24 protein-coding genes are annotated in these 23,105 nt (G+C 56.5%); 14 read left to right on the top strand and 10 right to left on the bottom strand.

The window, feature by feature from the left end; genetic code table 11:
- The first annotated feature begins 80 nt into the window (after positions 1-80).
- Positions 81-521 (top strand): universal stress protein, encoded by a 441-nt coding sequence (locus PSES9_RS0100920; RefSeq protein WP_010483117.1) that lies wholly within the window; start codon positions 81-83, stop codon positions 519-521.
- A 51-nt stretch (positions 522-572) separates the two neighbouring features.
- Here PSES9_RS0100920 and PSES9_RS0100915 read toward each other — a convergent pair whose 3' ends face one another.
- Positions 573-1,259 carry a DUF6901 family protein gene (locus tag PSES9_RS0100915; protein WP_010483116.1) on the bottom strand — a complete coding sequence of 229 codons (687 nt, stop codon included), beginning with the start codon at positions 1,257-1,259 and terminating at the stop codon, positions 573-575.
- A gap of 109 nt (positions 1,260-1,368) precedes the next feature.
- A complete protein-coding gene (locus PSES9_RS0100910; protein WP_010483115.1) occupies positions 1,369-3,291 on the bottom strand; it encodes an ATP-binding cassette domain-containing protein in 1,923 nt (640 codons plus the stop codon).
- A gap of 316 nt (positions 3,292-3,607) precedes the next feature.
- Between PSES9_RS0100910 and PSES9_RS0100905 the strand changes: the two genes are divergently transcribed.
- Positions 3,608-5,536 (top strand): transglycosylase SLT domain-containing protein, encoded by a 1,929-nt coding sequence (locus PSES9_RS0100905; protein WP_010483113.1) that lies wholly within the window; start codon positions 3,608-3,610, stop codon positions 5,534-5,536.
- Between the two features lie 63 nt (positions 5,537-5,599).
- Here PSES9_RS0100905 and PSES9_RS0100900 read toward each other — a convergent pair whose 3' ends face one another.
- On the bottom strand, positions 5,600-6,406 hold the full coding sequence (locus PSES9_RS0100900) for an MOSC domain-containing protein (RefSeq protein WP_010483111.1): 807 nt from the start codon (positions 6,404-6,406) through the stop codon (positions 5,600-5,602).
- A gap of 64 nt (positions 6,407-6,470) precedes the next feature.
- On the opposite strand from PSES9_RS0100900, the gene PSES9_RS0100895 reads away from it, so the two are divergent.
- Positions 6,471-6,947 carry a DUF1499 domain-containing protein gene (locus PSES9_RS0100895; RefSeq protein ID WP_051120900.1) on the top strand — a complete coding sequence of 159 codons (477 nt, stop codon included), beginning with the start codon at positions 6,471-6,473 and terminating at the stop codon, positions 6,945-6,947.
- Between the two features lie 24 nt (positions 6,948-6,971).
- Here PSES9_RS0100895 and PSES9_RS0100890 read toward each other — a convergent pair whose 3' ends face one another.
- Both PSES9_RS0100890 and yegS read right to left on the bottom strand, forming a co-directional pair.
- The gene (locus PSES9_RS0100890) at positions 6,972-7,898 is read right to left on the bottom strand and encodes a chemotaxis protein CheV (protein ID WP_010483107.1); all 927 of its coding nucleotides are present in this window, start codon (positions 7,896-7,898) and stop codon (positions 6,972-6,974) included.
- Positions 7,899-8,040: 142 nt separating this feature from the next.
- Entirely contained in the window at positions 8,041-8,937 is an 897-nt protein-coding gene (yegS, locus tag PSES9_RS0100885; protein WP_010483105.1) for a lipid kinase YegS, read from the bottom strand.
- A gap of 292 nt (positions 8,938-9,229) precedes the next feature.
- Here yegS and PSES9_RS0100880 point away from each other — a divergent pair, with 292 nt between their 5' ends.
- Positions 9,230-9,928 (top strand): pirin family protein, encoded by a 699-nt coding sequence (locus tag PSES9_RS0100880; protein WP_010483103.1) that lies wholly within the window; start codon positions 9,230-9,232, stop codon positions 9,926-9,928.
- Between the two features lie 126 nt (positions 9,929-10,054).
- Positions 10,055-11,080, top strand: a complete 1,026-nt coding sequence (gliR, locus tag PSES9_RS0100875) for an AraC family transcriptional regulator GliR (protein WP_010483102.1) — start codon at positions 10,055-10,057, stop codon at positions 11,078-11,080.
- Here gliR and PSES9_RS0100870 read toward each other — a convergent pair.
- Positions 11,077-12,291 (bottom strand): molybdopterin molybdotransferase MoeA, encoded by a 1,215-nt coding sequence (locus tag PSES9_RS0100870; protein WP_010483101.1) that lies wholly within the window; start codon positions 12,289-12,291, stop codon positions 11,077-11,079. The genes gliR and PSES9_RS0100870 overlap by 4 nt on opposite strands.
- Complete coding sequence (moaB, locus tag PSES9_RS0100865; RefSeq protein WP_010483100.1) at positions 12,288-12,827, bottom strand: molybdenum cofactor biosynthesis protein B; 540 nt, start codon at positions 12,825-12,827, stop codon at positions 12,288-12,290. The genes PSES9_RS0100870 and moaB overlap by 4 nt, the downstream gene beginning before the upstream one ends.
- A gap of 68 nt (positions 12,828-12,895) precedes the next feature.
- Here moaB and mobA point away from each other — a divergent pair, with 68 nt between their 5' ends.
- Together mobA and PSES9_RS0100855 are read left to right on the top strand one after the other, a co-directional pair.
- Positions 12,896-13,498 carry a molybdenum cofactor guanylyltransferase MobA gene (mobA, locus tag PSES9_RS0100860; protein ID WP_010483099.1) on the top strand — a complete coding sequence of 201 codons (603 nt, stop codon included), beginning with the start codon at positions 12,896-12,898 and terminating at the stop codon, positions 13,496-13,498.
- Between the two features lie 68 nt (positions 13,499-13,566).
- A complete protein-coding gene (locus PSES9_RS0100855) occupies positions 13,567-13,788 on the top strand; it encodes a YgdI/YgdR family lipoprotein (RefSeq protein ID WP_010483098.1) in 222 nt (73 codons plus the stop codon).
- A gap of 51 nt (positions 13,789-13,839) precedes the next feature.
- Here the strand turns inward: PSES9_RS0100855 and PSES9_RS0100850 are convergent, their stop codons facing one another.
- Both PSES9_RS0100850 and PSES9_RS0100845 read right to left on the bottom strand, forming a co-directional pair.
- Positions 13,840-14,745 (bottom strand): chemotaxis protein, encoded by a 906-nt coding sequence (locus tag PSES9_RS0100850; protein WP_051120894.1) that lies wholly within the window; start codon positions 14,743-14,745, stop codon positions 13,840-13,842.
- 22 nt (positions 14,746-14,767) lie between these two features.
- Positions 14,768-15,004: a glutaredoxin family protein gene (locus PSES9_RS0100845; protein WP_010483096.1), complete on the bottom strand. Its 237-nt coding sequence runs from the start codon at positions 15,002-15,004 to the stop codon at positions 14,768-14,770.
- A 378-nt stretch (positions 15,005-15,382) separates the two neighbouring features.
- On the opposite strand from PSES9_RS0100845, the gene PSES9_RS0100840 reads away from it, so the two are divergent.
- Positions 15,383-16,651, top strand: coding sequence for an OprD family porin (locus PSES9_RS0100840; RefSeq protein ID WP_010483095.1), 1,269 nt, complete (start codon positions 15,383-15,385; stop codon positions 16,649-16,651).
- A gap of 58 nt (positions 16,652-16,709) precedes the next feature.
- Here PSES9_RS0100840 and PSES9_RS0100835 read toward each other — a convergent pair whose 3' ends face one another.
- Positions 16,710-17,918, bottom strand: coding sequence for an ammonium transporter (locus PSES9_RS0100835; RefSeq protein WP_010483094.1), 1,209 nt, complete (start codon positions 17,916-17,918; stop codon positions 16,710-16,712).
- A gap of 371 nt (positions 17,919-18,289) precedes the next feature.
- Here PSES9_RS0100835 and PSES9_RS0100830 point away from each other — a divergent pair, with 371 nt between their 5' ends.
- The 6 genes from PSES9_RS0100830 to PSES9_RS0100805 all read left to right on the top strand — a co-directional run bounded on the left by PSES9_RS0100830 (position 18,290) and on the right by PSES9_RS0100805 (position 23,072).
- Positions 18,290-18,604, top strand: a complete 315-nt coding sequence (locus PSES9_RS0100830; RefSeq protein ID WP_010483093.1) for a DUF883 family protein — start codon at positions 18,290-18,292, stop codon at positions 18,602-18,604.
- Between the two features lie 16 nt (positions 18,605-18,620).
- Entirely contained in the window at positions 18,621-19,004 is a 384-nt protein-coding gene (locus tag PSES9_RS0100825; protein WP_010483092.1) for a phage holin family protein, read from the top strand.
- Positions 19,001-19,327 carry a hypothetical protein gene (locus tag PSES9_RS0100820; protein WP_010483091.1) on the top strand — a complete coding sequence of 109 codons (327 nt, stop codon included), beginning with the start codon at positions 19,001-19,003 and terminating at the stop codon, positions 19,325-19,327. The genes PSES9_RS0100825 and PSES9_RS0100820 overlap by 4 nt, the downstream gene beginning before the upstream one ends.
- Positions 19,328-19,422: 95 nt before the next feature.
- Positions 19,423-20,583 carry an EAL domain-containing protein gene (locus PSES9_RS0100815; RefSeq protein WP_010483090.1) on the top strand — a complete coding sequence of 387 codons (1,161 nt, stop codon included), beginning with the start codon at positions 19,423-19,425 and terminating at the stop codon, positions 20,581-20,583.
- A gap of 98 nt (positions 20,584-20,681) precedes the next feature.
- Entirely contained in the window at positions 20,682-22,013 is a 1,332-nt protein-coding gene (locus tag PSES9_RS0100810) for a deoxyguanosinetriphosphate triphosphohydrolase (protein WP_010483089.1), read from the top strand.
- A gap of 54 nt (positions 22,014-22,067) precedes the next feature.
- Complete coding sequence (locus tag PSES9_RS0100805) at positions 22,068-23,072, top strand: FUSC family protein (protein WP_010483088.1); 1,005 nt, start codon at positions 22,068-22,070, stop codon at positions 23,070-23,072.
- The last annotated feature ends 33 nt before the right edge of the window (positions 23,073-23,105 follow it).

Here is a 23,105-nt window from a genome sequence, read left to right as displayed (position 1 = left end):
TCTCTGCCGTAAAAGCCTGCCGCAAGCACCCATTAAGGTTCATACTTATATTCATCGACTGTCCATTTAAGGAGTCTCTCATGTCCTACACACACATTTTGGTCGCCGTTGACCTAACCGAAGAATGCGACCCGGTCATGACCCGCGCGCAAGTCCTGGCACGCAACAACCAAGCGAAGCTGTCGGTGGTGCATGTCGTCGAGCCAATGGCCATGGCGTTTGGTGGTGACGTGCCAATGGACTTGTCGATGCTGCAACAACAGCAATTTGATCAGGCCCGTGAGCGCCTTGATGCATTTGCCGTGAAATACAACGAACTGGCTGCCGACCAGCGCCACCTGACCTATGGCCAGCCGCGCCAGGAAATCCATCGCCTGGCCGAAGAACAGGGTTGTGACCTGATCATCGTCGGCAGCCATGGTCGCCATGGCCTCGCCCTGCTGCTGGGTTCCACCGCCAATGACGTCCTTCACGGTGCCCCCTGCGACGTACTTGCAGTGCGGCTGAAAAAGCCCGAGTAACACGCGAAGCACCGCCTGGGCCTGCCGCTTGGCTGGCAGGCCCGGGTAGTTTTATTCTGGACTCTCACCCGCACTCATCACCATTGGCCGGATTTTCTGCAATTGCGTCTCCAGCGAATAGGTCATGCTCGAAGACATCGAAAAGAAGGTCAGGAACGCCTTCAAGTTGGAGTCTCCCTTGCAGGTGTCGTGAATACGCTGCCAAAAGGCCTGGTTGACCAGTTGCAATTGCTGGAACATGCGCACCAACCCCTTCAGCTCCCAATCAGCATGGCGCCCTTCTCGCGAATTGAAGTACTGGCGAGACAAGTAGAGCGAAAATGCCCGCAGGATAAACTCCTGGTTACTGGCAAAGGGCAAGTGATTCTGCGCCATTGGCTTCAGCTTACCCAGTACCGGGCAGGCACTGGTTGCCATTATCACCCCGAGCAACGCCCGAAGGCCTTCTTCAAGCCCGGCGTGCTTGGTGTATTCACGCTCAGGTGTGCGCACCCAGACCATGGCCTTGGTGAAGGCCGGTAACCCTTGAAAATCTTCAACCACGCGGTGCAGATCGACCGCTGCCGGGCAGTGACTGAAACTGTCTTTGCTCAAAGGGCAGTTGCTGCATTGCTGGTTGCCAAGGCGAGTCCATGCCGGGGCGCTGCTTGCTTCAACTGGATCGTATTGGCGTTCCAGCTCGATGCGATAACTAAACTGATGACTGTCGTCGAGAGTAATGCGGTACTCGATAGACATTAAATTCTCCAGCAGGCGTAGGCATTGCAGTCAACGACTGCATACATGCCCAGCCCTCTAGGGCGAGGACTGGGACCTTATATTCAAGACAGCCCAGACTATCGGAGAATTAGCCTTCCAGCTCTGCCCAACGTTCCAGTAAGTGATCCAGTTCTTCTTGCAGCGCCGGCAATTTCGCCAAGACCTCGGCTGTTGTCTCTGCAGGCTGCTGATAGAAAGCCGGGTCAGAGATTTGCGCCTGGATCGTAGCCATCTTTTGCTCGACAGCATCAATCTGTGCCGGCAACGCTTCAAGCTCGCGCTGAAGTTTGTAGCTGAGTTTTTTCTTGGCTGGAGCGCTCTGCTCCGGCAAAGGCGAAGCTACTGGTTCAGGCGCCGCGACCACTGCCGAAGCCAGTTCGGGCTTACCCGCTTTACTTTCGCCAACACCCAGCAAGCGCGCCGAGCCGCCTTGGCGAATCCAGTCCTGGTAGCCACCGACATACTCACGCACGCGACCCTCGCCTTCAAATACCAGGGTGCTGGTCACTACGTTGTCGAGGAATGCCCGGTCGTGGCTGACCATCAGCACGGTCCCCGGGAACGTAAGCAAAACCTCTTCGAGCAATTCAAGGGTTTCAACGTCGAGGTCGTTGGTCGGTTCGTCCAGCACCAGCAGGTTGGCTGGCTTGCTGAACAACTTGGCCAGCAACAGGCGCGCACGCTCACCACCGGACAATGCCTTGACCGGCGTACGCGCACGCTGTGGGCTGAACAGGAAGTCACCCAGATAGCTGAGGACGTGACGGTTCTGGCCATCGATCTCGATAAAGTCGCGACCTTCGGCGACGTTGTCGATAACGGTTTTTTCCAGGTCCAGCTGATGACGCAACTGGTCAAAGTAAGCCACGTCAATACGCGTGCCTTCCACGACCGAACCACTGGTAGGCTGCAAACCGCCGAGCATCAGCTTGAGCAAGGTGGTTTTACCCGTGCCGTTGGCTCCCAGCAAACCAATGCGATCGCCACGCTGCAGCACCATGGAGAAATCCCTGACCAGCATTGGGCCGTCCGGATGGGCGAAGCTGACATTTTCGAGAACCATTACCTGCTTGCCGGATTTCTCGGCAGTTTCCAGCTGGATATTGGCCTTGCCGGTACGCTCACGGCGCTCACTGCGCTCGACACGCAGCGCCTTGAGCGCTCGCACGCGACCTTCGTTACGGGTGCGGCGCGCCTTGATCCCCTGCCGGATCCACACTTCCTCTTGCGCCAGACGTTTGTCGAACAGGGCATTGGCCGTTTCTTCAGCCGCCAGCACAGCCTCTTTATGCACCAGGAAGCTTGCATAGTCGCCGTTCCAGTCGATCAGGCCGCCACGGTCCAGTTCGAGAATGCGTGTGGCCAGGTTCTGCAGGAATGAACGGTCGTGGGTAATAAACAGCACCGCTCCCTGAAAACCAACCAGCGCCTCTTCCAACCAGGCAATCGCACCGATATCCAGGTGGTTGGTTGGCTCATCGAGCAGCAACAGGTCGGGCTCGGAAACCAATGCCTGGGCCAACAGCACACGGCGACGCCAGCCACCGGAAAGCTCGGCCAGGGTCTTGTCCGCCGGCAACTGCAAGCGACTCAGGGTGCTGTCGACCAATTGCTGCAAGCGCCAGCCATCACGTGCTTCAAGGTCTTGCTGCACATGCATCAACTTATCGAGGTCAGCATCACTGTGGATGTTCTGGCTCAGGTGGTGATACTCGGCGAGCAAGGCACCGACGCCATCCAGACCTTCGGCCACCACATCAAATACGGTACGACCGTCGGCACGGGGCAACTCTTGCGGCAACTCGCCAATTTTAAGTCCGGGTGCGCGCCACACAGCACCGTCATCGGGCTTTTGGTCGCCCTTGACCAGCTTGAGCATGCTTGATTTGCCCGTGCCATTACGGCCGATGATGCAAACCCGCTCGCCTCTGGCAATCTGCCAAGACACCTTGTCCAGCAGCGGCATGGCGCCGTACGCCAGGGAAACATCGGTGAACTTAAGCAGGGTCATGGTACGCCTCAACATTTATGCAACGAATGCGCTAGCACTGTTATTCACAGAAAAGCCGCAAGTCAGGTGGCAACTGCAGGCAACGCCTTTGAATACAGTGTTCGCATCGCGAAATTTGATTAACGGAGCCTCAAAGCTCCGATAAAAAACTGGGCGCGCATTCTAACCGAGTTGAGCCTGCTTATTGCGGGCATTTTTCATTATTAGCGCTGCAAGGGGCCAACCGACTTTCGCCCACCCCTGGCAAACAGCTAAGCTAGAGCAATCAAGCACCAAGCTGTACGGTGCTCAATTGACCCCCACACCCGGAAGTGTCATGTCCCGCCGATTTCTAAAACTATTTTCTTGCTTGATTATCTCGGCCACAGCGCTGTCCACTGCGCAGGCCGCAAGCCTGAGCCAGCAACGCCAATACTACGATGAAGCCAAGCGCGCCCTTGATAAGGGCGACAGCGGCCCGTACCGGCGTTACGCCAGCGCCTTGAGCGATTACCCCCTTGAGCCTTACCTGGCCTACACCGAACTGACTGCACGACTGAAATCCGCCAGCAATGCAGAAATCGAACGTTTCCTGGCTGATCACGGTGACCTGCCCCAGGCCAGCTGGATGAAACTACGCTGGTTGCGCTGGTTGGCGGAGCGTGGCGACTGGTCGACCTTTGCAAAATATTACGACCCCGGGCTGAATTTCACCGAACTCGACTGCCTCAATGGCCGCTACCTGATGAGCCATGGCAAGGTTGCTGAAGGTTACGCCGCGGCGGAAAAACTCTGGCTGGTGGGCAAGTCCCAGCCCGAGGCTTGTGATCGCTTGTTCGACGAATGGGCAGCGGCAGGCCAGTTGACCGAGAGCAAGCGCTGGCAACGTGCCAAGCTGGCGGCCGAAGTGCGCAACTATGGCTTGGCCAGCTACCTGACGAAAAACTCACCGACGCTCAGCGAAGAAGGCAAGTTGCTGATTGAAGTTGCGCAAAAGCCACAACTGCTAAGCAACCCTGCACGCTTTACCCCGGTCGATGAGCCAATGTCCGACATTGTCGGCCTGGGTTTGCGCCGCCTGGCACGCCAGGACCCGGAAAAAACCCTGAGCCTGCTCGATAGCTATGCCGAACGCATGCATTTCTCTGATGCCGAGAAGCTCTCAATCGCCCGTGAAGTGGGTTTATCCCTGGCCAAGAACTTTGACCCCCGCGCACTTGCCGTCATGGCCAAGTACGACCCCAAGCTGCAAAACGACACCGTCAGCGAATGGCGCGCTCGGTTGTTGATGCGCCTGGGCCGTTGGGAAGAAACCTACAAACTGACCCAGCAAATGCCAACCGAACTGGCCCATACCAGCCGCTGGCGCTACTGGGCTGCGCGTAGCTTGCAGCTGGCCAAGCCCGACAGCGCGCAACCGGCAAAGCTTTATCGCAGCCTGGCCAGTGAGCGCGACTTCTACGGTTTCATGGCCGCCGATCAGGTCAAGGTGCCCTACAAGTTTAATAACAAGCCACTGGCCCTGGACCCTAAAGTGGTCAAGAAAGTGCGCAATACACCAGGCATACAACGTGCCCTGGAATTCCACGACCGCGGCCAGATTGTCGATGGCCGTCGTGAGTGGTATCACGTGAGTCGCCAGTTCAACCGCGACGAGCTGGTGGCTCAAGCACGCCTGGGTTATGAGCTTAAATGGTACTTCCCGGCGATTCGCACCATCAGCCTGGCCAAATACTGGGATGATCTTGATGTACGCTTTCCCATCACCCATCGCTCATCGCTGAACAACGAGGCCAAGAAACGCGGCCTTCACTCCAGCTGGGTGTTTGCGATCACCCGCCAGGAAAGCGCTTTTATGGCCGATGCAAAATCCCCTGCCGGAGCCATGGGCCTGATGCAGCTGATGCCCGCCACGGCCAAGGAAACCGCGCGCCGTTACGATATTCCGCTGAGCAACCCCAACAACGTGCTGATTCCCTCGGTCAACATTCAACTTGGCGCGGCTTACCTGAGCCAGATCTACGCACAATTCAACGGCAATAGGGTGCTGGCGACTGCGGCCTATAACGCGGGGCCGGGTCGTGTCCGTCAGTGGCTGCGCGGCGCCGACCACCTGCCTTACGATGTCTGGGTTGAAAACATCCCCTACGACGAAACCCGTCAATACGTGCAGAACGTGCTGTCGTATGCCGTCATCTATGGCGAAAAGCTTAACGCTCCACAGCCGCTGATAGCCTGGCATGAGCGTTACTTTGATGATCAGTAAGCATTGAGCCAATAACAAAAGGGGCCTTGTGGCCCCTTTTGTTATTGCAGCCTGCGCCAGTGGTTATTCGAGCACTTCAACCGGCATTCCAAGCTCCAGTTGCCCCGAAGACAAGGCAATCAGGTTTTGCCCAAAGAACACATCCCCTTCTATCTGCCGATAGGTTTTCAAGGTGGTCAGTGGCTCGCGGTCAGCACTGCGCTCGCCCGTAACCGGATCAAGGGTGGTCATGATGCAACGCGAGCAGCCCTTGGCAACCTTGAACTCGATACCGCCAATGGCAATGCGCTTCCAACTGTCTTCCCCATAGGGCTCACTGCCCTGAACCACCAGATTGGGACGAAAGCGCAGCATTTCCAGGTCGCGCCCCACCCGCCGGGACAAATCCTCAAGCGAGGCCTGGCCAATCAGCAGCAAAGGAAAACCGTCGGGGAATGCCACTTTCTGGCCGATCTCGGCGTACACCGGATCGATCTGCCTGGCCCGCTCTGGCGCGACGTACACCAGCCGGCAATCGCGTTGCAAAAACTGGCTCAACCACTGGGCGGCGGCATCGCCGGCATCCGGCACCCGCAAACTGTCACGCCAGATGTGCACACCGCGCAAATCACCATCGCCCTGCGGTACCGCAACCGGTAGATCGGGCATACCTGGCGCGCTCAAAAGCAATTGCTCGGCATTTTGCCAGCGTGCTGTGATCCTATTCATTGTGCCCAGAAGGCGCTGGGTAATGAAGCGTCCGCTCTGCGCATCGACTACCATCCAACGACGATCACCTTGCACACCCAGCGAATCCAACTGAGTGCCTTGCAGCGGTTCGGCAGCGCCAGACTTAAGCGGATAACGATAAAGACCAGAGAGATGCAACATGAGCCAGCACTCCAAAACTGAAAACCTTGTTATACGAGCATGCGCCAATGCTCACAAGCCTCCAATGGGCCTATGGCGTGCCGCAAACAATAATCCCCTGGTCAGGCGCGGGATTCTGCCCCTGATGATGGGCCTGGCACTCAGCGCTTGCAGCGCCAGCCCGCCGGCCAGCCTCGGCGTCCATGCCGGACGCTTCGAGCCCTGCCCAAGCTCGCCAAACTGCGTAAACAGTCAGGCAACCGACAGCGAACATAGGATTGCGCCCTTGGCGCTCAATGGCGACCCCGCTGAAACACAGGCCCTGCTATTGCAAGTTATTGCCGAGCAGCCCCGGGCGACCCTGATCAAAGCCGAAGGCAATTACCTGCGGTTCGAGTTCACCAGTGCATTGCTGCGCTTTGTCGATGATGTCGAATTCCTGGTTGGCATGCATCAAGTCGAGGTGCGCTCAGCCTCACGCCTGGGTTACTCCGACATGGGGGTAAATCGCCAGCGGATTGAAACTATCCGCAAGGCACTTGCAACAGCCAAGCGGCCTTGAATAGCCGCGAGGTTGTTCAAGGCTTCAGGCGTCCTGCTCGAGACGTTGGCGCACCACATCAACCAATTTGTCGGGCTGGAATTTCGACAAGAAATTATCGCAGCCCACCTTCTTGACCATGGCATCGTTAAAGCTGCCCGACAGCGAAGTGTGCAAGACGATATACAAACCGGCCAAGCGCGGGTCCTGGCGGATTTCGGTGGTGAGTCGGTAACCGTCCATTTCCGGCATTTCCGCATCGGTAAAGACCATCAGCAGCTTGTCCGTAAGCACCTCGCCCGCGTCGGCCCATGCCTTGAGCATGTTCAGGGCCTTCAACCCATCACTGGCGACATGCATCTTCACCCCCAACTGCCCGAGGGTTTCACGCAACTGAGACAGCGCAACACTGGAATCATCGACCAGCAGCACCTCGCGCCCACGCGCCTTGTGCAGCAGCGGATCATTCAGGCGATCACTTGAGATTTTGGCGCTGTAGGGCACGATTTCGGCCAAGACCATCTCGACATCGATGATTTCTACCAGTTGTTCCTCGACCTTGGTAATGGCCGTCAAGTAATGCTGACGTCCTGCCCCGCCGGGCGGCGGCAGTACAGCTTCCCAATTGAGGTTAATGATGCGCTCGACCCCTCCTACCAGAAACGCCTGGATTGAGCGGTTGTACTCGGTCACTATGATGGTGCTTTGTTCGGTTGGCACAATCGGGCGCATGCCGATCGCTTGCGACAAATCAATCACTGGCAAGGTTTTGCCACGCAAGTTGACCACCCCACAGACACAGCGGTGACGGTTGGGCATCAAGGTTAACTTGGGCATGTGCAGGACTTCCTGCACCTTGAAAACGTTGATCGCAAACAGCTGACGCCCGTTCAATCGGAACATCAGAATTTCCAGACGATTTTCACCCACCAACTGCGTACGCTGATCCACCGAATCGAGAATTCCGGCCACTGCAAGCTCCTGTTATGTAGGCATCAACACCGACTACAAAAGCTGTATCGGCAGGCCTTTGCATAACTGGAGCGCGCCCTGAAAAATTCATCAGGCGGTCAGCCGCCACGCACGGCAACATTTGCAGATGCAGGGCATGTTTTTAATGCGTCAATAACGGTGAATAGGCTGGCAAATGCACACGCAACGCCTTGGCGCGGGCCTTGAAACTCAGTTTGGTGGCGCTCATCGGCTCGCCATCAAGATTCAGGTCAAGCCCCTCGGGCGCTTCTACCTCAAGCCAGGCAACACGCGTCATCTGGGACACGCTTTCGACCCCATTCATCGAGCCTGACAACATAGTCCCCAAGGTACCCACCACATCTGGCGCGGCAGGCACTATGCACACATCGAGCAAACCGTCATCGATCCGCGCCTTCGGACACAACACATGGCCTCCACCCGCTTGGGAGCCATTGCCAATGCCCAGCGCTAGAAACTCGCCTTCCCAACTGAAGTCCGGCCCCTTGAAGCGACCAAACGCCGAGTGGACTTCCGCAAAGCGGCTCAAACCGGTGAGGAAATAGGCCGCACCGCCGAGCAACTTCTTCAAGTCTTCCGGGGTGTTTGTAGTCACGCTGGTGCCAAAGCCGCCGGTAGCCATGTTCAGGAACAACTGCCCGTTCACTTCACCCAGGTCGATGGCAGTAGGCTCGATGTCGAGCAAATCAAGCGCCTCGTTCAGATCAACCGGCACACTGGCGGCCGTGGCAAAGTCGTTGGCGGTGCCCAGGCCCAGTAAAAGCAGGCTGGCATCACTGTCAGAAAGTGCAATCACCTCTGCAACCGCGCGCAGGGTGCCATCGCCACCACCGGCGATCAGCGTCGGGTAGCCTTCGGCAAGCGCTTCGCGGGCCAAGCGTTGCGCATCACCTGCTTCCCAGGTCACCCTCACCGCAATCTCCCAGCCCTGCTCGCGCTTGGCGTAGACAGCAGTGCGCAACACCTCGTTCATTGCCTGCTTGCCATGCAAAATCAACAGCGCTTTGCGTTCACTCATTGACCGCTCCTTGTAGAACCTAAAGCTCGGTAGATAGAGGGGAAACCTAGTTAACAGACCACAACAGCAGGCATTTGTCCCTGGCGGCCAAATATTCTTCAACCCGAGGACTATAGCCTGCACCAACAGCACAGTGCTGACTTAAATCATGACTCAAAAAATATCGATTAATTAGATAAATTAAATCCACAAATAGCGCTATTAACAACAATTAAACTGATAGAAAATCACCTCATGACCACTTGATAGCGTACCGCTTACCGGTTGCGTATCACTCACTGAGGATCTCGAAATGATTGAAGTTCGCGCTTTTGCAGAACTCGGCGGCGCCGAGCACGGCTGGTTGAATGCTCGCCACCATTTTTCTTTCGCTGAGTACTATGACCCGCAGCGCATGGCATGGGGCGATCTGCGCGTATGGAATGATGATGAAATCGCACCGCACTCAGGCTTTCCACCGCACCCGCACCGCGACATGGAAATCATCACCTATGTGCGCCAGGGCGCGATTACCCATAAGGACAACCTGGGCAACCATGGCCGCACCGAGGCGGGTGATGTACAGGTCATGAGCGCAGGAACCGGTATTGCCCACAGTGAATACAACCTGGAAGACGACACAACCAAAATCTTCCAGATCTGGATCACGCCGAACCAGTTTGATTCACCACCGTCATGGGGCGCCAAACCTTTTCCAAAAGGCGACCGTGCTGGCAGTTTCGTAACCTTGGCAAGCGGTGACAGCGACGACCAGGATGCGCTGCCTATCCGCGCCAACGCACGCGTTGCAGCGGCGACCCTGAAGGCCGGGCAAACCACCGAGTATGTACTTGGTGCCAAGCGCAAAGCCTATCTGGTGGCCTCAACCGGTGCGTTCGAAGTCAACGGTGTTGCCGCCCAAACCCGCGATGGCGTTGCCGTTCGCGACATTGAGGTGCTGCATGTAACAGCGACCGAAGACACTGAAATCGTCTTGGTCGATGTTGCCTGATTAACACTTCGTTGCCTGTAAAAGCCTCCAGCCAGCTTTATGGCTGGAGGCACTATTCGGCTATTTGAATCTATTTGCTTATACTGGCCGCAGCCAACACTCGGATTGGCTATTGAGCCTAATAACATGAACAGTCTTGGTTTCACCGCCGCGCCTGCCCTGCTTAAATACCTGCGCCATGCCGAATCCCTGGGCCTGGATACCGACCTGGCCTTGCAGGCAGCACAGCTGTCCCGCGAAGACCTCAGCGACAACGCCAAACGCATCCCCGGCGACAGCCATGAACGCTTGCTCAAGTATCTGCTGAACCAATGCGACGACCCGTTGTTCGGCCTGCACAGTGCCCGCTATGTACAACCAGGATCATGGAGCGTGCTGGGATATATCACCCTGAACTGCGCCACGCTCGGTGAAGCCATCAGTAGAATAGTGCCCTACGAAAAGCTGGTTGGCGACATGGGCGTCAGCCGTGTGGAAAGCGATGCTGAGCACACCCGGTTGATCTGGAGCTGCCGCCATGACGAACCACTCATCCGCCGGCACATGGTTGAAAATGTACTGGCGTCCTGGCTGCTGTATGCCCGCTGGATAGCCGACAAGGACTACTCACCGACAGCGGTATGGTTCGAGCATGCCCAGCCCAATGGCGTGCACAAGCAAGCCTATCAATCTGCATTTGGCTGCGAGGTATTATTCGAACAACCCTGCAATGCGCTGATAGTTCCTGATCAGTTACTCGCCATAGAGCTGCGCCAGGCAGATCCGAACCTGCTACGCACACTGGAGGAGCATGCCCTGGCGCTGATGGCAAAACTTGATGATGAGCAGCCATTGACGGCACGGGTCAAGGGTACGTTGCGCCTGCTGCTCAAAGATGGCCTGCCGCGTAAAGAGCGGGTTGCCGAGCGATTCGGTATGACCGTGCGCACCCTGCAAAGACATCTGCAACAAGCGGGCACAAGCTACCAGTCAATCCTTGATGAGCTGCGCCAGGAACTGGCCGAGCATTATTTATTGCGCAGTGACTTGCCGGTGCAAGAGATCGCCAGTTACCTGGGCTTCAGTGAATCGCGCTCGTTTCATCGCAGCTTCAAAACCTGGACGGGGCAAACACCTGGCGAGTACCGGCAAGCGCAGCGCCCCGTCCGTTAACCGAGAATCTCACTCATTGGGATAAACCGCAGGCTATCGCCCTCTGCCAGGGTCTTGCCTTCAAGGATCTCAGCCAGCCCTTCGGCCCATGACGCACTGCGCAGCACTCCGGAGCTCTGGTTTGGATGCATCACCACCCGGCCATTTTCAATCCGCGCGCGCACGTACTCGCGACGATGACCAGCATGACTCCAAACGAACCCAGCAGGCATCGGAAAACCCAATGGCTCGACCTTGGAAGCCCCCATCCGTCGCAACAGATACGGGCGCGCCAGCAAACCAAATGTCACCAATGTAGAAGCTGGGTTGCCGGGCAAGCCCAATACTGGCACGCCTCGAAAAGCGCCAAAGGTCAAGGGCTTGCCAGGCTTGATTGCGAGTTTCCAGAGCGCCAGCTCGCCCTCTTCGCGCAGTGCAGCGCCAAGAAAATCAGCCTCGCCCACGGAAACGCCGCCGGTTGAAAGAATCAGGTCCACATCATCGAGTGCAGCCAGTGCATCGCGAGTCAGCTGCAGGTCATCGGCCAGAATCCCGGCATCAATCACCTCACAACCCAAGCGCTGCAACCATGCACAAAGAAGACGCCGATTGCTGTTGTAGATCTGCCCTGGCCCCAGAACCTGGCCTGGCTCGATCAACTCATCCCCAGTCGAGAGCACAGCAACCCTGGCCCGCCGATAAACCACCAGGCGGTCCGCGCCCAGCGACGCAGCCAGACCCAGCTCGATAGGCCCCAGGCGTATACCGGCCGGCAACACGCAATCGCCAACCTTGGTCTCCTGGCCTTGTGCCCGAACGTTCTGGCCAAAGCGCATGCCCTGGCTGAAGCTGACGCGTTGATCGTCGCCCACCTGCACATTTTCCTGCATTTCAACGACGTCCGCGCCCGCGGGCAAAGGCGCGCCGGTAAATATCCGGGCGCAGGTGCCGGGCTCAAGGGCTGACGGCAAGGTGCCTGCAAGAATACGCTGGCTGACAGGCAGTGGCTCGCCTTGCCAGTCAGCAAGACGCAGCGCATAACCGTCCATTGCGCTGTTTGCCCAAGGCGGCAAATCCAGTGATGAGACCAGCGCTTCGGCGAGCACTCGACCATCGGCCTGCTCCAGCGTGACTGATTCCGTCTGGTTGATCGGCGCAGCATCCGCCATCGCCAACAAACGCTCCAGGGCCGCTTCTACCGGCAGTAATCCCGGCTGATCACAACTGCTCATCCACGGCTCTCGCAAGCGGCGGCTTGTTTAAGGTGAGGAACAAAATTACAAGGACGATGGCTGGCGTCCAATTGCTCGGCAAGAATCCCATCCCAGGCGGTACGACATGCATTTGTCGAGCCCGGCAAGCAACACACCAGGGTGCCATTGGCCAACCCTGCCAAGGCCCTGGACTGAATGGTCGAGGTGCCGATATCAGGCACCGAGATTTGCCGGAACAACTCGCCGAAACCATCAACCTGCTTGTCCAGCAAGCAGCTCACCGCTTCTGGCGTGCTATCGCGCGCGGTGAATCCCGTGCCGCCGGTGATCAGCACCACTTGCACCTGATCTTCGGCAATCCAGGTGGCCACCTGGGCGCGAATCTTGTAGAGATCGTCCTTGAGCAACACGCGGCACGCCAGGGTGTGGCCTGCAGTCTCAAGGCGATCAACCAAGGTCTGGCCCGAGGTATCGGTGTCCAGGCTGCGGGTGTCGCTGACGGTCAATACTGCGATATTCAACGGGACAAAGGCGGTGTCGAGTTTATGGCCCATAACAGACTTCCGGTTGTTCAAATAATAGGTCAATGTTATATCACAGGCCCACTTTGAGAGACTGCCCTATGTCAACTCCATCCCCGATCAATGCCTGCTCGATATTGCTGCTGGCAGGTGGTCGAGGTCAACGCATGGGGGGCCGTGATAAAGGACTGGTGCTCTGGCATGAGCGACCACTGATTGCTTGGCTGCATGACTTGGTGCGTCCACTTAGCGATGACCTGATTATTTCCTGCAATCGCAATGAGGCCCAGTACGCCGCCTATGCCGATCAAGTCGTTGCCGATGATGACACCGGCTTCCAGGGACCGCTTGCAGGTATCCGCGCCGGGCTGAAAGTGGCCCGCCACCCCTATATGCTGATACTGCCCTGTGATGCTCCGATGCTTGACCGAGCGCTGTTGACGGACCTGATGATGCTTGCCGGGGACGCCCCTGCCGTGGTGCGTCAAGGGCAATACCTTGAGCCATTATTCAGCGTGATCCCATGCCAGCTTCGCAGCCAATTGGAAAATGCATGGCTGGCCGGCGAGCGCAGCCCGCAGCGTTGGCTGCGCAGCCTCGATCCACGCCCCCTTGACTGCCCTGACCAGGATCCGCGACTGGCCAACATGAACACGCCCGAACTCCTCGACACCTCCAAAATCAAGCAATATCACGGAAATTGACGGAACTTTGGCGCCAGCACCCTATCTTAAGTTTGGTACGCAATTTCAAACCCATGAGGAGATACACCATGAGCCAACGGACAATCGCAGCACTATTTCTGAGCTTGGGCCTTGCAACTCTGGCAGGCTGCGCTTCACCGACGGTAATCACCCTCAACGACGGTCGTGAAATTCAGACTGTTGACGAGCCTGATTTTGATGATGACACAGGCTTCTACGAATTCGAGCAACTTGATGGCAAGCGCGCACGCGTCAACAAAGACGAAGTTCGCACCGTTAAAGAGCTGTAAGTTTCACCCCAACCGCCTGTTGCCAAGCCAGCAGGCGGTTGGGTTCCCCGCCTAACTGAGCGCCTGGAATGCCCTGACCAGAGCATTGCTCAAATCTACCGTTGAGAATTTGGTCAGCATATCGTTGGCCCCCACTGAACGTGCTTTTTCAGTATTCATCGTGCTGTCGAGCGAGGTGTGCAACAACACGTAGGTGTGGCCTATGTCCGCGGTCTTGCGAATCTCACGCACCAGGCTGTAGCCATCCATCTCTGGCATTTCAATATCTGAAACCAGCACTTCAATCGGCGTACCCGCCTGGTGTTGCTCCTGCAGTACCGCAAACGCACTACCAGCGCTGCGCACAGATTGGCAATCAAGACCCAGTTTGCGCAAGGTATTGACCGTCTGATGCAACGCCACGTGCGAATCATCCACCACAAGCACCCGCCGTCCTTCCAGCATTTGCAGGTCGGCACTGGAGATCAGTGATTCATCAATTTCTTCGGGTTCAGCCGGGGCGATGTCATGCAGGACCTTTTCGATATCGAGTACCTGCACTATTGCACCGTCGATCTGGGTAACCCCGGTGATAAAGGCGCGACTGCCAGACCCGGCCGGTGGCGGCTTAACATCCCGGGTCGAACACTGCACGATACGCTCTACATTCTGTACATGCAGGCCCTGGCGCGAGCGGCTGAGTTCGGTAACGATCAGGCAGCCTTCCTGACTCGCGTTATTGCCACGCTCACCTATCGCTCGGGCCAGATCGATTACAGTCAAAGAAGCGCCACGCAAACTGGCGATGCCCCGTACATGCGGATGCCGGTTAGGCAACTTGGTCAAGGCCGGGCAGGCAATAATTTCATTAACCTTGAGCAGGTTAATCCCCAATAAACGACCACTGTGCAGACGAAACAACAGCAGCGACAAGGAATCTCCCAAAACTGCATTCACCGCGCCACTCCCCTTCGTCATTAAATAATGCTGAGCAAATTAATCAGCTCAGAAATGCGACCACCTGTTCAGCTTCGAATGGCCAATCCAGTTCGGCCCCGGTATCACACCGGCGCAGTACCGGAATACGCAAGCCATAACGCTCGACCCATACCTCGTCTTCAGCAATATCCACCAATTCGACGAGCAGACCGTGCTCGACAAAGGGCATCAACAATGCTTCGGCCACTTCACACAGGTGACATCCTAGGGTGCCAAAGAGTTGGCATTCGGGCAGCATTTGAGGATCTCCTGTTTCAGTTCAGGCTTTGAAGCCAGCAGTTTAAACACAGCTGCCGCCCAAAACATCCAGGAACCTGCTATCGCTCGCCCAATCAATGCGTCCGGCCAGCCACTGCCAAACCAGGACCCTGAAGGTTCCCCTAGCGATCTAATTAACGTTGACGGCTGCTTCAGGGAAAACTTTAACGGCAAAAGTACAGTACTCGGCGACCAACCCGACGAACTGCCAAATGCCTGCAAATGGCCTGCTGGCAAGCACCGCAAATACCGGCCAGGAACACGCCGACTAAATTCAAAAAGCAGCCCGCCAAATCTCATGCTTTATTCAACAGCGCCGTACCAGATGGTCCCGCACCCACTCGAGGAGAAAACAATAATGATTCGAACTCCCCTTGCCCGTGCCGTGGCTGCAGCCACGCTAGGCGCTTGCTGCGCATTGCCTGCGATTGCCCATGCTGAGTTTTTCAAAGACAGCAAAGCTACCATCGAGGCTCGTAACTTCTACTTCAACCGTGACCTGCGTGACACCACATCCGCCCAGCAGTCAAAACGCGAAGAATGGGCACAGGGATTTATCGTTAAAGCCGAATCGGGCTTTACCGAAGGGACTGTTGGCTTTGGCCTGGATGCCTATGCAGGGCTTGGCCTGAAGCTTGATTCATCGGCCGATCGGACAGGTAGCGGCCTGCTACCCGGAAGTTTCGGCAATGAAGCCCCAGACGACTATTCGGAAGCCACCGCCACCGCCAAAGTGAGGATTTCCAAGACAGTCGGCAAGTTTGGTGGCCTGACGCCAAAACTGCCCACCATCTCGGCAAATGATTCGCGCCTGCTGCCGCAAACTTTCCTCGGCGGGCACATCAATTCACAAGAAATTGCCGGCCTGAACATTGATGGTGGTGTAATCAAGGAACAAAACCAACGCGACTCATCCAACTTTGAAGACCTGAGCATCAACGGCGGCGGCAAGCGCAATATTGTCTTGGGCGGCAGCCAAGCCGACGATTTCAATTTTGCCGGGGTATCCTACAAATGGAGCGACAACCTCACCACTGGCTACAACTACGGTGAACTGGAAGAAATCTACAAGCAACATATCGTCAACCTGGTCCACGTATTGTCGATTGGTGACAAGCAAAGCCTCAAGACCGACCTGCGCTATGCCCGCTCCACGGACGATGGCAATACCAACGTCGACAACAACGCATTTGGTGCCATGTTCACCTATTCCCTAGGTTCCAGCAGCTTTGGCCTGGGTTATCAGTCAATGAGCGGCGATACCGGTTATGCCTACATCAACAGCACGGACCCGTTCCTGGTCAACTACGTGCAAATCGGCGATTTCGCCAACAAGGACGAGAAATCCTGGCAGGCACGCTTTGACTATAACTTTGCCGGCATGGGCATTCCCGGCCTGACCTTTATGACGCGCTACCTCAGCGGCGACAATATCGACCAGCTGAGCGCGACCACCAATGAAGACGGCAAGGAGTGGGAACGCAACACCGACATTGCCTATGTATTCCAGGACGGCCCATTGAAGGACCTGGGAATCAAATGGCGCAACGCCACGGTACGCAACAACTTTGCCAATGACCTGGATGAAAACCGCCTGATTATCAGCTACACACTGGCCCTGCAGTAAGCTGCAAACAGGCAATAAAAAACCCGGGATAACCGGGTTTTTTATTGCCTGCAAATCATCAATCCTGGCTGACGGCACCAATCTTGTGAACCGACAGATCGGCACCGTTGTATTCCTGCTCCTGGCTCAAGCGAATCCCCATGGTCAGCTTCAGTAGACCATAGACAGCAAAACCACCTATCAACGCCACAACCACGCCAAGGCCGGTACCGAGCAACTGGCTGATCATGCTTACCCCGCCGAGACCGCCCAGGGCCTGCTGACCAAACAGGCCACAGGCAATACCGCCCCAGACGCCGCACAAGCCATGCAGGGGCCACACGCCGAGCACGTCATCGATTTTCCAGTTTGCCTGCGCTGCAGTGAACGCCCAGACAAACAAGGCACCGGCTATGGCGCCCGTAGCCAAAGCCCCAACCGGGTGCATCAGGTCTGAGCCCGCGCACACCGCAACCAAGCCGGCCAGCGGACCGTTGTGCAAAAAACCGGGGTCATTGCGACCAACAAACAACGCAGCAATGGTACCGCCCACCATCGCCATCAAGGTGTTGACCGCGACCAGGCCACTGACACTGCCAAGGGTTTGTGCGCTCATCACGTTGAAACCAAACCAGCCGATAATCAATATCCAGGAGCCCAGCGCCAGGAAAGGAATATTCGACGGCGCGAATGCCACCAGGCGACCGTCACGATAACGCCCGTCTCGACGCCCCAACAAGATCACCGCGCCAAATGCTAGCCAGCCGCCCATTGCATGAACCACCACGGAGCCGGCGAAGTCGTGAAATCCTGCACCGAACTGCGCCTCAAGCCAGGCTTGAAAGCCAAAGTTAGCATTCCAGATCAACCCCTCGAAGAAGGGATAGATGAAAGCAACAATCAACACAGTCGCGCAGAGTTGCGGACCGAATTTTGCGCGCTCGGCAATACCACCGGAGATGATCGCCGGGATTGCCGCTGCGAAGGTCAATAGGAAAAAGAATTTGACCAAGGCATAGCCATTGCCTTCGGTCAGCACCGTGGCGGGCTGAAAAAATGTCACGCCATAGGCAATCCAATAGCCTATAAAGAAATAGGCCAATGCAGAGATTGCAAAGTCGGAAAGAATCTTCGACAAGGCGTTGACCTGATTTTTCTGGCGCACCGTCCCCACCTCAAGGAAGGCAAACCCAGCATGCATCGCTAAAACCATTACAGCACCCAGCAGAATAAACAGGGTGTTGGAACCATGAATCAGCGTCTCTACAGCACTGTTGATGTTTTCCATCGGCAGGTAAAACTCCGTCTACAGACCAAGAGCACCAATTCGGATCTTTTTATCAATGCACGCACCAAAAACAGGCGTACTGAGTTGAAAGCGCATCGCGTCGACCGCTCCAGATGCGCCAATTGCGTGCTGTCCGAATTTAGCTAAATTCAACTTAGTCGTTATTTATCAATAGGTTAGTTTCGCACCAAGGCCCTAGACCGAGAACTCTGAAAGCCCCAATTAGGCGCGCATGCGCGCCGGCCCGCACCAGGACAATGCAAGCGCTGTACCAAGCAAATAACAGGGGCTCAGGCTGATATCAGATTGAACCCTTCTAATGGATGCCACTCGAAGTACACAGGCGTTCTAAAACATCAAGGAGAGTAGAAATGGCACGTAAAAAAACCGCTTCGAACCAAGATGAACTGCTAAACGAATTCCAAGCACTGGTACGTGACACAGAGTCACTGCTCCAGCAATCCGCCAACCTCGCAGGCGATCAGGGCGAAGCACTGCGCGATCAGATACGCAACAGCCTGGATCGTGCACGCTCAACCCTGCACTCAGCCGAAGAAGCCGTGATGGAGCGAGGCAAAGCTGCCGTCGACGCCACCGAAGGCTATGTGCAAACCCATCCTTGGCAATCTATTAGTATCGCTGCCGGTGTTGGTATGCTACTGGGTATGTTGATAACCAAACGCTAAACGGACATCTCTTTACATGGAAGCCAGATCACAGCCCAGTGCCGGGAACAATCCTTCACCCCGCAGATTTGCAGGAGCCCTTCTGGGGCTCCTGCAGGGCCATGTTGCGCTGTTCGGAGAAGAGCTCAAGGAGCAGCAGGCCCACGCAGTTCGCCTTCTGCTGCTCACCAGCTTGAGCCTGGTTTTTGGCTTGCTGCTGGTAATAGGATTGTCGGCAACCCTGTTGATCTGCTTCTGGGATGATTACCGTATCCCTGTGATTATGGGCTTGTGTGTATTTTATTCAGTGGCGCTGATTGCCAGCCTAGTGACACTGATCAATTATCTGCGCAACGCCCCGAGTCCTTTTAGTGCAAGCCTTGAAGAGCTTGCACGCGACCGCGAGCAATTGTTGCCATGAACCAGACGCCTTTGCCGCCACTGCCCGTAAATGCATCACGCCGTGAACTGCGCAAAGCCATGCTACGCATGCGCCTGGAGATGCATCGCCAGGAACTGCGCCACGAAACCCTGGTCATGCTCGAACCACTGCGCAAGGCCAAGAGCTTCGGCGGCCAGTTGGCTGGTGGCGGTTCATCATTGTGGATTACCGGCGGCGCAGTGCTGCTTGCAGGCTTGGGCCTGAAGAAAAGCAACTGGCGGCGCTGGATCAAAATCGCCCTGATTGCCCTGCCGCTGCTGCGCCGCTCCCCTCCCCGTCAGCAGCCTCCCGCTAACCACTAGCGGCACGCCATCCAGTCTTTGCACCTCGGCCCTGCAGATTGGCCACGTTCTTGCTTTAGCTCTTGCATGCTGCCCCAACTGCTAAGGACGCCTAAGTGCTCGACGGCCAACCCACTGTTGTGTTTCAACCCTTTATCGACACTGCCACCGGGCAGATTGCAGGTGTTGAAGCGCTTGCACGGTTACGTGACAGCAAGGGGCAACTGCACTCGGCAGGACCGCTGTTCAGCGACCCGAAAACACCTCTGCCCGGCTTGCGCAGGCTTGACCGAACCATTCGCCAGCAAGCCCTGCAGCGCTTTCACCAGGCGCCTGGCGAGTGGTTCCTTAGCCTGAATATCTCCCCACGCTGGGTGAGTCGCTTGCGCATTGGCCAACCCCTGCCCAGCCTCAAACAATTGCAAAGAAGTGGTGTTGCCCCAGAACGAGTGGTATTCGAAATCACCGAACTGGGCGGCGCCAGCCAGCGCTTGCCAGCCGTGGTAGCGGCCTATCGGGCAGCTGGTGCGAGGGTCGCGATTGATGACTTTGGCGCCGGCTATTCGCAACTTGATCGAGTGCTGGCCTTGCAGCCCGATATCCTCAAGCTTGATATGCGCCTGTTCAAGGCCGCAGCGCTTGGCGGTCCCAGTGAGCAAATTGTCAAGGCACTGGCACAGATGGCCGAGCGCACCGGATGCTGGATCATCGCCGAAGGCGTTGAAACCGAAGCAGAGCTCAGCTTTGCCCTGGAGTGCGGCGCTCGCTACGTCCAGGGATACCTGTTTGCCAAACCAGAACTGGAGTTCTTTTCCACCGACGCCTTTGTCCAGCGTTTTGCCCAACTGCGTAACCAGTACGTCAAACACAAACTGCGTGAGCGCGCACAGCTTATGCAATTACGCCAACAACTAAGCCTGCTGATGGCAGAGCTATACCTGTGGGCACACAAGAGTGAGGGTCGTGAACGACTGCCCGCACCGGACGCCTATCCCTGGTTGCGACGCGTCTTTATCTGCGACAGCCAAGGCACACAGCTGTCCCCCAACCATGAGTGGCGTAACGCAAGCTGGCACACCGATAATCGCTATGTTGGCCACAACTGGTCGTGGCGACCTTACTTCTATCAATTACTGGCTGAAGGTTGGGATGAGCGACGCTTGATCCTGTCAGCGGTCTACCGCGACGCGACCAGCAACCAGTATTGCCTGACCGCCGGGAAATTTATCGATAACAACCGGCTGATACTGGTCGACATAGACGCCGCTGGTTTTTAAATCAGCATCTCGCAAGTATTTCTCCGACTAACCCCTTGCAGGGAGACGCTGCTACCCTGAAGCTAGCGATATTAGCCACGTAACGGCGAGGAGCTGCCTTGGACTGGCAAACACTGTTGAACCGCGAACGACTGGGCAAACCATCCCATAGTGCCGAAGAGCTTGGCCGCAGTCCGTTCCACAAAGATCACGATCGGATCATTTTCTCAGGCGCATTCCGGCGCCTGGGTCGCAAAACCCAGGTTCATCCTGTTTCCAGCAACGATCATATCCATACGCGCCTGACCCATTCACTTGAAGTCAGCTGCGTGGGTCGGTCACTGGGTATGCGGGTGGCCGAGATGATTCGCGACAAACTGCCCGACTGGTGCGAACCCAGCGACCTGGGCATGGTCGTGCAATCCGCCTGCTTGGCGCACGACATTGGCAACCCACCCTTTGGCCATTCTGGCGAAGACGCCATTCGGCACTGGTTTCAACAAGCGGCCGGGCGTGGCTGGCTTGACTCCATGACCAGCATCGAGCGCAGCGACTTCCTGAGTTTTGAGGGCAACGCCCAGGGTTTTCGTGTGCTGACCCAGCTCGAATACCACCAGTTCGATGGCGGCACCCGCTTGACCTACGCGACCCTGGGCACTTACCTGAAGTACCCCTGGACGGCTCGTCATGCTGAAGCCCAGGGGTACAAGAAACACAAGTTCGGCTGCTACCAGAGCGAGTTGCCATTACTTGAGCAAATTGCCAACAAGCTCGGACTGCCGCAAATCGAGGAACAGCGCTGGGCACGTCACCCACTGGTTTATCTGATGGAGGCAGCAGACGATATCTGCTACGGCTTGATTGATCTCGAAGACGGCCTGGAAATGGAGCTGCTCGAATACAGTGAAGTTGAAGCCGTGCTACTGGATCTGGTTGGCGACGACCTGCCGCAAACCTACCGTCAACTGGGGCCCAGTGACTCGCGCCGACGCAAGCTTGCAATACTGCGGGGCAAAGCCATCGAACACCTGACCAATGCAGCCGCCCATGCATTTGTCGAGCAGCATGATGCGCTGCTGGCGGGCACCTTGCAGGGAGATCTTGTCGAGCATATGCATGGCCCGGCTAAACGCTGCGTGCAGAGTGCAAAGAATATGGCCCGGCAGAAAATCTTCCAGGACAAGCGCAAAACCCTGCATGAAATCGGCGCCTATACCACCCTGGAAATCCTCCTCAATGCCTTTTGCGGCGCGGCACTGGAACAACATGGCGGTCGAAGACCCTCGTTCAAGCACCGGCGCATCCTGGATTTGCTTGGCAACAATGCGCCTGATCCAAATGGCCCCTTATACACATCCTTTTTACGCATGATCGACTTCATCGGGGGCATGACTGACAGCTATGCTACTGAAATGGCCCGTGAAATGACGGGACGCTCAAGTCCGGTGTAACCCATGGCAAATGAACACAGATCACCACGCCAAAGGCTGACGGGGCCTCCCACCATGGGACCGGCGATAATTGCTGGCATGGGCTGCGCCCTACCATTGCTATTGGGATTGTTCAGCGGCCACCCGGGGTTTCTATGGGCATCGGCCGGCGCCTTTCAAGCGGCTCAGATCAATCCTTTGCATCGCCTTGGCATGTTGCGCATGCTGCTGATCATTTTCCTCGGTGCTGTATGCGCCGGTTGGGGGTTCTGGGCTGCAGCATATCCGGGCCTGAGTTTTGCGGTATTTGCAGCCTTTGGCTTTATCCTGGCCTGGCTGCAGCGCTTTGGCGCCGAGGCCGGAAAACTCGGTGCGGGGCTGGCGGTGTGCATGTGCCTTGGCCAGGGTGAAACAGCGGGAAGCCACCTCAATAATCCCTATGCCATCGCCATGCTTTTTATCCTTGGCGGGCTTTGGGTCACCCTCCTGGCTTTTGGCTTGCGTGGTGTGCATGGCTTACGCATGTGGCCACAGGCACCACGTGTGATTAGCATCGTCAAGGTTCTCAAGCGCTATGCCAAACGGCTGCCGGAACAACGCTGGCGTCAGCATGCGTTGCGTTGCACCCTGGCCTTCGGCTTGGCCGGCTTGCTCGTCAGCCTGAAAAACCTGCCACACGGTTATTGGCTGACCATGATAGTGATCGGCACCTTGCAATTTGAGCTATCCAACAGCCTCAAACGCCTGCTGATCCCCCATTTGGTCAGCCTCACGCTTGCGACAATCATGATTGCGGTGGGCTATAGCCTGCAGGACCCGCTAATCATGGTCAGCGCAACCTTGTCGCTGATTGTCTTGTGCCGAACCTTCCAGGCCCATCATTATGGGCTTTACTTACTGCAGCTATTGGTCTGCTTCATGGTGCTGGTCGAAAGCCTTTCACTCGACTGGCAACTGGCACCGCAACGGCTGTTTAACAGCCTGTTTGGAGTGGCGATTTCGCTTGCAGTGGCAATGCTGATTTATGCACTAAACAAGGGCCTTCTCAGGATAAAAAACAGGGCCTCTGCACATCAGTAATAGGCTAGAAAAATAACTATAAGATCTATTAGC

This window comes from Pseudomonas sp. S9, from assembly GCF_000222125.1.
Taxonomy (GTDB): domain Bacteria; phylum Pseudomonadota; class Gammaproteobacteria; order Pseudomonadales; family Pseudomonadaceae; genus Aquipseudomonas; species Aquipseudomonas segetis.
This window is presented reverse-complemented; position numbering and strand designations above follow the sequence as displayed.

Excerpts from the sequence above, each read along its gene's own strand:
- PSES9_RS0100850 (WP_051120894.1), bottom strand. The coding sequence starts at position 14,745 with ATGACGAAGGGGAGTGGCGCGGTGAATGCAGTTTTGGGAGATTCCTTG.
- moaB (WP_010483100.1), bottom strand. The coding sequence starts at position 12,827 with ATGGGCCATAAACTCGACACCGCCTTTGTCCCGTTGAATATCGCAGTA.
- PSES9_RS0100880 (WP_010483103.1), top strand. The coding sequence starts at position 9,230 with ATGATTGAAGTTCGCGCTTTTGCAGAACTCGGCGGCGCCGAGCACGGC.
- PSES9_RS0100905 (WP_010483113.1), top strand. The coding sequence starts at position 3,608 with ATGTCCCGCCGATTTCTAAAACTATTTTCTTGCTTGATTATCTCGGCC.
- PSES9_RS0100870 (WP_010483101.1), bottom strand. The coding sequence starts at position 12,291 with ATGAGCAGTTGTGATCAGCCGGGATTACTGCCGGTAGAAGCGGCCCTG.
- PSES9_RS0100825 (WP_010483092.1), top strand. The coding sequence starts at position 18,621 with ATGGAAGCCAGATCACAGCCCAGTGCCGGGAACAATCCTTCACCCCGC.
- PSES9_RS0100805 (WP_010483088.1), top strand. The coding sequence starts at position 22,068 with ATGGGACCGGCGATAATTGCTGGCATGGGCTGCGCCCTACCATTGCTA.
- yegS (WP_010483105.1), bottom strand. The coding sequence starts at position 8,937 with ATGAGTGAACGCAAAGCGCTGTTGATTTTGCATGGCAAGCAGGCAATG.
- PSES9_RS0100915 (WP_010483116.1), bottom strand. The coding sequence starts at position 1,259 with ATGTCTATCGAGTACCGCATTACTCTCGACGACAGTCATCAGTTTAGT.
- PSES9_RS0100830 (WP_010483093.1), top strand. The coding sequence starts at position 18,290 with ATGGCACGTAAAAAAACCGCTTCGAACCAAGATGAACTGCTAAACGAA.
- PSES9_RS0100920 (WP_010483117.1), top strand. The coding sequence starts at position 81 with ATGTCCTACACACACATTTTGGTCGCCGTTGACCTAACCGAAGAATGC.
- PSES9_RS0100910 (WP_010483115.1), bottom strand. The coding sequence starts at position 3,291 with ATGACCCTGCTTAAGTTCACCGATGTTTCCCTGGCGTACGGCGCCATG.
- PSES9_RS0100840 (WP_010483095.1), top strand. The coding sequence starts at position 15,383 with ATGATTCGAACTCCCCTTGCCCGTGCCGTGGCTGCAGCCACGCTAGGC.
- PSES9_RS0100855 (WP_010483098.1), top strand. The coding sequence starts at position 13,567 with ATGAGCCAACGGACAATCGCAGCACTATTTCTGAGCTTGGGCCTTGCA.
- mobA (WP_010483099.1), top strand. The coding sequence starts at position 12,896 with ATGTCAACTCCATCCCCGATCAATGCCTGCTCGATATTGCTGCTGGCA.
- PSES9_RS0100900 (WP_010483111.1), bottom strand. The coding sequence starts at position 6,406 with ATGTTGCATCTCTCTGGTCTTTATCGTTATCCGCTTAAGTCTGGCGCT.
- PSES9_RS0100895 (WP_051120900.1), top strand. The coding sequence starts at position 6,471 with ATGGGCCTATGGCGTGCCGCAAACAATAATCCCCTGGTCAGGCGCGGG.
- gliR (WP_010483102.1), top strand. The coding sequence starts at position 10,055 with ATGAACAGTCTTGGTTTCACCGCCGCGCCTGCCCTGCTTAAATACCTG.
- PSES9_RS0100820 (WP_010483091.1), top strand. The coding sequence starts at position 19,001 with ATGAACCAGACGCCTTTGCCGCCACTGCCCGTAAATGCATCACGCCGT.
- PSES9_RS0100835 (WP_010483094.1), bottom strand. The coding sequence starts at position 17,918 with ATGGAAAACATCAACAGTGCTGTAGAGACGCTGATTCATGGTTCCAAC.
- PSES9_RS0100845 (WP_010483096.1), bottom strand. The coding sequence starts at position 15,004 with ATGCTGCCCGAATGCCAACTCTTTGGCACCCTAGGATGTCACCTGTGT.